The organism is Rhodococcus sp. CX (genome assembly GCF_015865005.1).
Classification (GTDB): Bacteria; Actinomycetota; Actinomycetes; order Mycobacteriales; family Mycobacteriaceae; genus Rhodococcus.
The window spans coordinates 21,413-28,808 of sequence record NZ_JADZGH010000087.1; the positions used below are offsets into that span (position 1 = coordinate 21,413).

Annotated in this window: 8 protein-coding genes; all 8 read right to left on the reverse strand. The window is 67.9% G+C overall.

The window, feature by feature from the left end:
* Positions 1–32 precede the first annotated feature (32 nt).
* Positions 33–425, reverse strand: coding sequence for an SHOCT domain-containing protein (locus tag I0Q12_RS09385; RefSeq protein ID WP_197251668.1), 393 nt, complete (start codon positions 423–425; stop codon positions 33–35).
* A gap of 121 nt (positions 426–546) precedes the next feature.
* Entirely contained in the window at positions 547–1,959 is a 1,413-nt protein-coding gene (locus I0Q12_RS09390; RefSeq protein ID WP_197251669.1) for a DUF2252 domain-containing protein, read from the reverse strand.
* Between the two features lie 170 nt (positions 1,960–2,129).
* Entirely contained in the window at positions 2,130–2,966 is an 837-nt protein-coding gene (locus tag I0Q12_RS09395; protein ID WP_197251670.1) for a mycofactocin-coupled SDR family oxidoreductase, read from the reverse strand.
* Between the two features lie 92 nt (positions 2,967–3,058).
* Positions 3,059–4,231 carry a lipid-transfer protein gene (locus tag I0Q12_RS09400; protein WP_197251671.1) on the reverse strand — a complete coding sequence of 391 codons (1,173 nt, stop codon included), beginning with the start codon at positions 4,229–4,231 and terminating at the stop codon, positions 3,059–3,061.
* Complete coding sequence (locus I0Q12_RS09405) at positions 4,228–4,632, reverse strand: MaoC family dehydratase (protein WP_197251672.1); 405 nt, start codon at positions 4,630–4,632, stop codon at positions 4,228–4,230. Before I0Q12_RS09405 ends, I0Q12_RS09400 begins: the two co-directional genes overlap by 4 nt.
* Positions 4,629–5,648, reverse strand: a complete 1,020-nt coding sequence (locus tag I0Q12_RS09410) for a bifunctional MaoC family dehydratase N-terminal/OB-fold nucleic acid binding domain-containing protein (RefSeq protein WP_197251673.1) — start codon at positions 5,646–5,648, stop codon at positions 4,629–4,631. The genes I0Q12_RS09405 and I0Q12_RS09410 overlap by 4 nt, the downstream gene beginning before the upstream one ends.
* Before the next feature lie 14 nt (positions 5,649–5,662).
* Positions 5,663–6,814: an acyl-CoA dehydrogenase family protein gene (locus I0Q12_RS09415; RefSeq protein WP_197251674.1), complete on the reverse strand. Its 1,152-nt coding sequence runs from the start codon at positions 6,812–6,814 to the stop codon at positions 5,663–5,665.
* Positions 6,799–7,396 (reverse strand): acyl-CoA dehydrogenase family protein (locus I0Q12_RS32480; RefSeq protein ID WP_231610350.1); only part of this gene is annotated, 598 nt, incomplete at its 5' end. The genes I0Q12_RS32480 and I0Q12_RS09415, both read right to left, overlap by 16 nt.

A 7,396-nucleotide genomic window follows, 5' to 3' on the forward strand; every position in this document is an offset into this window, starting at 1 on the left:
GGTGAGCGCGCCGGGTTCGGCCGGCCGGCCCCTCAGCTCGTGGTTGTCCTGCCCAGTGCGTGAGCCTTGAGCTGCTGGAACTCCGCCTCGGTGATCACTCCCGAGTCCAGGAGCGACTTGGCCTCCGAAATACTTTCGGCGGGCGACTTACCCGCGACCTCCCTGATGTACTGATCGGTGGCCTGCTTGGCTTCGACCTGCGCTGCACGCGCACGCTCGGCCATGCCCCGGCCCCGGACGATCAGATAGATGAACGCGCTCAGGTACGGGAACAGCACCAGCACGATCACCCACACCGCCTTGACCCAGCCGGAGACGGTGTGATCCCGGAACAGGTCGACCAGGATCTGGAACAGCACGATCAGGTACGCCACGAAGGCGAACACTACGATCGTGTACCACACGTAATCCCAAAACGAATCCATGACGTGCACCTTTCCGAGTGCGCAGGGCGAACGAATCCTCCAGCGGAGGATTCTCCGGATATCTTGCTCCCGCGCGCAGCGGAATTCCGTGCAGTTCGCCAAAATTGGCGGTCGAGTCTTCTCAGATTCCCGCCCGGGCACTCACCCTGCCCGCGTCGATCGCAGCGAGGAGCAGCTTTCTGTCGTTCTTGTTGCGCTGGGAATACAGCTCCGCGAATTCTGCGATCGCCTCGTCGAACTCCGTGCCGGGGCCGAGGTAGGTGGCGATCGCGACGCGGTCGCTCGACCGCGCGTGCCCGTAGGCGAGCACCCGGCCGCACAACCTGCCGTACAACGCCATTCCCGTCGGGGTCATCGCCTCGATGACCGCCGAGCCCTTGCCGTCGCGGAGTTGCCGGATGTAGAAGTCGCGCTGCACTCCGTCCGCGCCCACGCCCGCCTGCCAGCCGAGGAAGATGTCGCTCGCGGCCTGCATGAGCCGCTGACCGTTGACGACGCGTTCACCTTCGTTCTCGAAGGTCGGGCCGTCGACATAGTCTGCGAGCACCGATCGCTGGGCTTCCTTGGCCTGCAGAAACAACGGGTCATCGTCGTCCCGGCCGCGGAGCAGCATGATCCAGGCGCGGGTGCCGACACTGCCGACGCCGACCACCTTGCGGGCGGCCTGCACGAATTCGAACTGCTCGAGCAGGACGCGACGGTCCCACTGCAGGGTCGACCGATAGGACCGGAGGCGTTCGTGCAGCTCTTTGTAGATCAATTCGGTGTCGAGGTCGGCGAAGACCTCCTCGATCGGGACGATGAGCGGTGGCGCGCTGATGATCCGGCGTTTGCCGTCGACGATCGTCGTGAGTTTTCCGAGCGCCTGCACGCTGTCGCGGGTCATCGATTTCTCGATGAGTTTGCGGGTGCGCTTCTTCATCGTCGAATCGAGTTCGTCACGCAGTTCCACGAGTTCGGTGGACGGCTCGACGTGCGCGTACCAGACCGCGAGGTTCCCTCGCTCGGCCTGGGCGAGCATCGTCTCGCGGTATTCCGCGACGCACGCCCGGGTGATCCGTTTGCGGTCCTTACCGGTGAACCCGTTGTCGCGGGCCGCGACCGCGAGGCTCGCGACAAGCCGTTTGACGTCCCATTCGAACGGACCCGGATAGGTCTCGTCGAAGTCGTTGACGTCGAACGCGAGTTTCCGTTCGGGTGTGGCATAGAGCCCGAAGTTGCTCAGGTGCGCGTCCCCGCACAACTGGCAGTGCAGTCCGCTGTTCGGGGTGCGCGACAGATCGTCCGCCATCACCAGGGCCGCGCCGCGGTAGAACGCGAACGGGGAACTGGACATCCGCCCGTACCGGACCGGGACCAGTTGCGGTATCCGGGTCGCCGCCTGCCGCTGGAGCAACGCCATGGGATCGCGCGCCTCGTCGGGTGAGACCTCGGCGAGTGCGGCGATCGGGGTGGCGCGCCGCGCCGCGAGACCGGTCTCGACGCGCTCCTCGTGTGTGGGGTGATGGACGACGTGCCCGTTCGTTTGCGTCATGGCTGATCCTCCGAGCGGCCGAGCCGTTCGTTCCGGTCCACTCGGCCGGGCGTCCGGCAATCGGAATGCGGGTGCCGGCACCGCCGCCGACGTCCTTTACGGTATCCCGCTCGCGGCGCCGCAGCCCGGTGAACGACGCACCGATCGGCACAACCGCTCGGCAGAAGAGATCAGCCGGTCACCCGTGCAGCGTTGCCCGCGTCGACGGGCAGAACGGTGCCGCTGATGTGTGCGGCGGCCTCGGCGGCGAAGAACAGCACGACCCGGGTGATCTCCTCGGGATCGAGCCACGGCACCGGCTGTGCGTGCAGGGACGTGAACACCGGGGCCACATCCTCGGCGGTCGGTTTCTCGAGGTCGGGGCGCAGCATGCCGTACAGGAAGTCGTTGTGGATCATCGGGGTCGAGATGTTGCCGGGAGCAACGGCATTGACGGTGATCCCGTGCTGCGCGAGGTCGAGGGCAGCACTCTTCGTCAGGCCGATGACACCCCACTTGGAGGCGCTGTAGGCCGCCATGTTCGTGTTACCGGCCCGGCCGAGCATCGAGGAGATCGTCACGATCCGGCCGTAGCCGCGCTCGATCATCCCGGGTGCGACCGCTCCGATGGTGTTGAACACGCCCGTGAGGTTCGACGAGATCGCCTCGTCCCACATGTTCTGCGGCATCACCTGTACAGGCGCCGCGACGGAGACCCCGGCGTTGGCGACCGCGATGTCGACGCGGCCGAATTCGTCGGTGGCGCGAGCGACGAGCTTGTCGAGGGCGCCGCGGTCGGCAGTGTCGAGCTTCTCGGCGATGACGCGCCGGCCGGTGGCCTCGACCAGCCGCACGGTTTCCGCGAGGTCGTCGTCGGTCGCCAGCGGGTAGAACACCGCGTCGCTGTTCTCGCAGCGATCGCAGATCACCACGTCGGCGCCGCGCTCGGCGAACGCGACGGCGTGCGAGCGGCCCTGCCCGCGCGCCCCGCCGGTGATCAGCGCGACCTTGCCCTCGAATTCGTTCACGTCCACTCCTGTGCGTCGGCTACCCGACCATCGATACGCGAGTGGGATCGGTCCCACCAGAACCGATCCCACTCACCGAACCGACGGCGAAGCTATCCGCGGGACAGAACGAGCCCCGAGGTCGGTACGCCGGTGCCCGCGGTGACGAGTGCGTTCTCGACGTCGGGTACCTGATTGACCGAGGTGCCGCGGATCTGACGCACCGCCTCGGCGATGCCGTTCATGCCGTGGATGTACGCCTCGCCGAGTTGGCCGCCGTGCGTGTTGAGCGGCAGGTGCCCGCCCAGTTCGATGCCACCGTCCGCGACGAAGTCCTTCGCCTCGCCGGGCTTGCAGAATCCGAGCTCCTCGAGCTGCATGAGCACGTACGGGGTGAAGTGGTCGTAGAGCACCGCCGTCTGCATGTCCTGCGGCGTCAGACCGGACTGCTCCCACAACTGGTTGCCGACGATCCCCATCTCCGGCAGACCCGTCAACCCGTCGCGGTAGTAGCTGGTCATGATGAACTGGTCCTCCGCGCTGCCCTGGGCCGCACCGGCGATCAGCACCGGCGCCTGCTTCAGGTCCTTCGCGCGTTCCGGGCTGGTCACCACGATCGCGACACCGCCGTCCGACTCCTGGCAGCAGTCGAGCAGGTGCAGCGGCTCGGCGATCCACCGCGAGTTCTGGTGGTCCTCGAGCGTGATCGGCTTGCCGTAGAAGAACGCGTTCGGGTTGGTGGCGGCGTGCTTGCGGTCCGCGACCGCGACCGCACCGAAGTCGGCGCTGGTCGCGCCGGTGACGTGCATGTACCGCTGCGCGACCATCGCGACGAACGATGCCGGGGTGCTCAGACCGTGCGGGTAGGAGAACGCGTTGTCGGTGCCCGACGAGTTGACCTGCGTGGCCAGCGCCGAGTTGACCTGACCGAAGCGGGCGCCCGAGCGTTCGTTGAACGCGCGGTAGGCGACGACGACGTCGGCGACACCGGTGGCCACCGCCATCGCGGCCTGCTGCACCGTCGCGCACGCGGCGCCGCCGCCGTAATGGATGCGCGAGAAGAACTTCAGGCTCGGGATCCCCACCGACCGCGCGACCGCGACCTCGGTGTTGGTGTCCATCGTGAACGAGGTGAGGCCGTCGACGTCCTCGGGGCGCAGCCCGGCGTCGTCGAGGGCGGCACGCACCGCTTCGGCGGCGAGGCGCAGCTCGCTGCGGCCGGAGTCCTTGGAGAAGTCGGTGGCGCCGATGCCGACGATGGCGGCGCGGCGGGACAGCCCGCTCATGCGGTACCTCCGATCACGAGGGTGGCCTTGGCGTTGATGTGGTTACCGAGGCTGTTGCTGCCCACGATGTCCAGAGTGATCAGGCCGTCGTCGACGGACGCGACGGTGCCCGTCAGGCTCAGCGTGTCGTACGCGTACCAGGGCACCCCGAGCCGCAGCGAGATCGACTTGATCACGGCGCGGGGACCGGCCCAGTCGGTGACGTAACGCTGCACCAGGCCGGTGTCGGTGAGGATGTTGACGAAGATGTCCTTCGAACCCTTTTTCCGGGCGAGGTCACGGTCGTGGTGGACATCCTGGAAGTCCCGGGTGGCCAGCGCGCTCGACACGATGAAGGTCGGGTCGCCGTAGATGGACAGCGCGGGCAGGGTCTCGCCCACGGTCACGGTCGCGGTGTTCATGCGGTCTCCTGACGGGGGGTCCAGGCGTAGAGCGTCCACGGTGCGCCGCCGGTCTCGTCGTCGCCCGGGAAGTCGAGGTAGGTCACCTCGACGGGCATGCCGATGTGCACGTCGGCGGGATCGACACCACGCAACTCACCGAGCATGCGGATACTTCCCTCGTCGCTGCGCTCGCCCCCGCTGCCCTCCTCCAGCTCGACCAGCGCCACGACGAACGGCAGCGACCGGCCCGGCACCTTCGGTGCGTGGTGCACGACGTAGCTGAAGACGGTGCCGCGACCGGATGCCACGACGTAGTCGGTGGTTTCGGTCTTGTCGAGCCACAGCGCGGGAACCGGGGGATGCTGCAGGGACCCGTCCGGCCGGCGCTGGATGCGCAGCTCGTGCGCGGCGACTCCGTCCCAGAAGAACTGCGAGTCCGGCGACGCGGAGGGACGCAGCAGCCGGGTCGAGTCGAGGTCCTCCGGCACCGCCGGTGCGGCCGCGGCCGCAGGCGCTTCCTTGGCGGGTGGCGCGAATTTCAGGATGCGGAACAGCATTTCGGCGACGATCTCGTCGCCGACCTTCCAGATGTTGCGGGTCGTGAAGAACCAGCCCTCGCCGAGACCGGTCTTCTTCGGGCCCACCACGTCCTCGAGGGTGGACTCGATCGTGACCTCTTCACCGGGCCGCAGGTAGCGGTGGTAGATCTGGTCGCAGTTCGTCGCGACCACGGAGGTGTAGCCGGCCTCGTCGAGGATGTTGGTCATCCGGCCGAGCGGATCGTCCTCCTCGCGCTTGGCGCCGAGTCCGCGCATCGTCCACACCTGGGCCATCGCCGGCGGTGCGACCAACCCGCCGTGCCCGGCCGCGACCGCGGCGTCGGGGTCGGTGTAGATCGGGTTCTCGTCGCCGATCGCCTCGAGCCAGTTGCGGATCATCGGCATGTTCACCGGGTCGCGTCCGGCGCGAGGCTTCGACGGCCCGTCACTGCGAACCCGTTCCGCGGCGGCGAGGATCTCCTCGGGTGTCGTCATCGAAATCCCTTCCCTCACCGCGGAACCCGGGGCATGCCCAGGCCCGCAGTCGCGATCAGTTCGCGCATCACCTCATTGACACCACCACCGAAGGTGATGACGAGGTTCCGCTTGATCTGCATGTCCAGCCAGCTCAGCAGTTCGCCCGTTTCGGGATCGGCGGGATCGCCGTAGCGCCCGACGATCTCCTCGGCGAGCCGGCCGACCCGCTGGATGCGTTCGGTGGCGAACACCTTGGTCGCCGACGCGTCCGCGATGTCCACGGCCTCGGATTCGCTGGCCGCGACCTGCCAGTTGAGCAGTTCGTTGAGGCGGAAGGTCGCGTGCATCTCCCCGAGCGCGCGGCGCACGTCGGGTTCGCCCAGCAGATCGTGCGTCTTCGCCCACGCAGCGACGTGATCGTAGAGTCCGCCGACCTTGCCGGCCGGTCCGAGCATGACGCGCTCGTGGTTGAGCTGGGTGGTGATCAGCTTCCAGCCCTTGTTCTCTTCTCCCACAAGCATGTTCGCCGGGACCCGCACATCGCTGTAGTAGGTCGCGTTGACGTGGTGGGCACCGTCGCACGTGATGATGGGGGTCCAGCTGAAACCCGGATCGGTGGTGTCGACGATGAGGATCGAGATGCCGCGGTGCCGCGAGTCGGCGGGACCGGTACGCACCGCGAGCCAGATGTAGTCGGCGTCGTGGCCGCCGGTGGTGAAGATCTTCTGGCCGTTGACGATATAGGTGTCGCCGTCGCGCACGGCGCTGGTGCGCAGCGCGGCCAGGTCGGTGCCGGCCTCCGGTTCGGAGTAGCCGATCGCGAAGTGCACCTCGCCGGAGAGGATGGCGGGCAGGAACTTCCGCTTCTGCTCCTCGGTGCCGTACACCTGCAGGGTCGGTCCGACGGTCTGCAGCGTCACGCTCGGCAGCGGGACGTCGGCGCGCACCGCTTCGTTGGCGAAGATCTGCTGTTCGATCTCGCCGAACCCGCGGCCGCCGAATTCCTTCGGCCAGCCCACGCCGAGCCAGCCGTCCTTGCCCATGCGGCGGATGACCTCACGGTAGGTGGGGCCGTGCCGCTCCGTGCGCATGATCGCGGCCTCCTCCGGGGAGATGAGATCCGCGAAGTAGGTTCGCAGTTCCGCCTGCAGCGCGCGCTGCTCGTCGGTCAGATCGATGAACACCGGGCCCCCACGAGGTCGAGTCGGTACGAGGCGCCGCCGATCAGGCGCGCCAGATCCTTGGCGGTCGAGGAATAGCGGTGCAGCGGGTAGGTCACGTCGACCCCGATGCCACCGTGCAGGTGGTGCAGCACCCGCATCGCGGGCGGCAGCTCCTCGGCGATCCAGTAGGCGGTGACGTCCAGATCGTCGTCCACCGCCGCCGAACGGGCCCCGTCGTGAGCGACGCGCCAGGTCGACGCGAGCGCCGCGACGTGCAGGGTGCGCGCGGTGACGTAGACGTCGGCGATCTCCTGGGCCACGGCCTGGAAGGTCGCGAGCGGCTTGCCGAACTGATGTCGCGTGCTCAGGTGTTCGGCGGTCAATGCCGTTGCCCCGTCGAGCAGTCCGTCAGCGTATGCACCGATCGACGCGAGTGCGAGACGGTACAGGACCGCGATGTCGGCGGCCGGATCCGTGCCGTCACCGAGGAGTGTGCCGACCGCGCCGTCGAACCGCACCGAGAACTCGGGGCTCCCCGCGGCGGACGGGCTCGCGGTCGCGGTGACACCGTCGGCGCTCGCGTCGACGGCGACGACACCGGCG

What these genes read in the sequence shown, in the direction of transcription:
- I0Q12_RS09385 (WP_197251668.1), bottom strand. Translation starts at nt 425, where the DNA reads ATGGATTCGTTTTGGGATTACGTGTGGTACACGATCGTAGTGTTCGCC.
- I0Q12_RS09390 (WP_197251669.1), bottom strand. Translation starts at nt 1,959, where the DNA reads ATGACGCAAACGAACGGGCACGTCGTCCATCACCCCACACACGAGGAG.
- I0Q12_RS09400 (WP_197251671.1), bottom strand. Translation starts at nt 4,231, where the DNA reads ATGAGCGGGCTGTCCCGCCGCGCCGCCATCGTCGGCATCGGCGCCACC.
- I0Q12_RS09405 (WP_197251672.1), bottom strand. Translation starts at nt 4,632, where the DNA reads ATGAACACCGCGACCGTGACCGTGGGCGAGACCCTGCCCGCGCTGTCC.
- I0Q12_RS09410 (WP_197251673.1), bottom strand. Translation starts at nt 5,648, where the DNA reads ATGACGACACCCGAGGAGATCCTCGCCGCCGCGGAACGGGTTCGCAGT.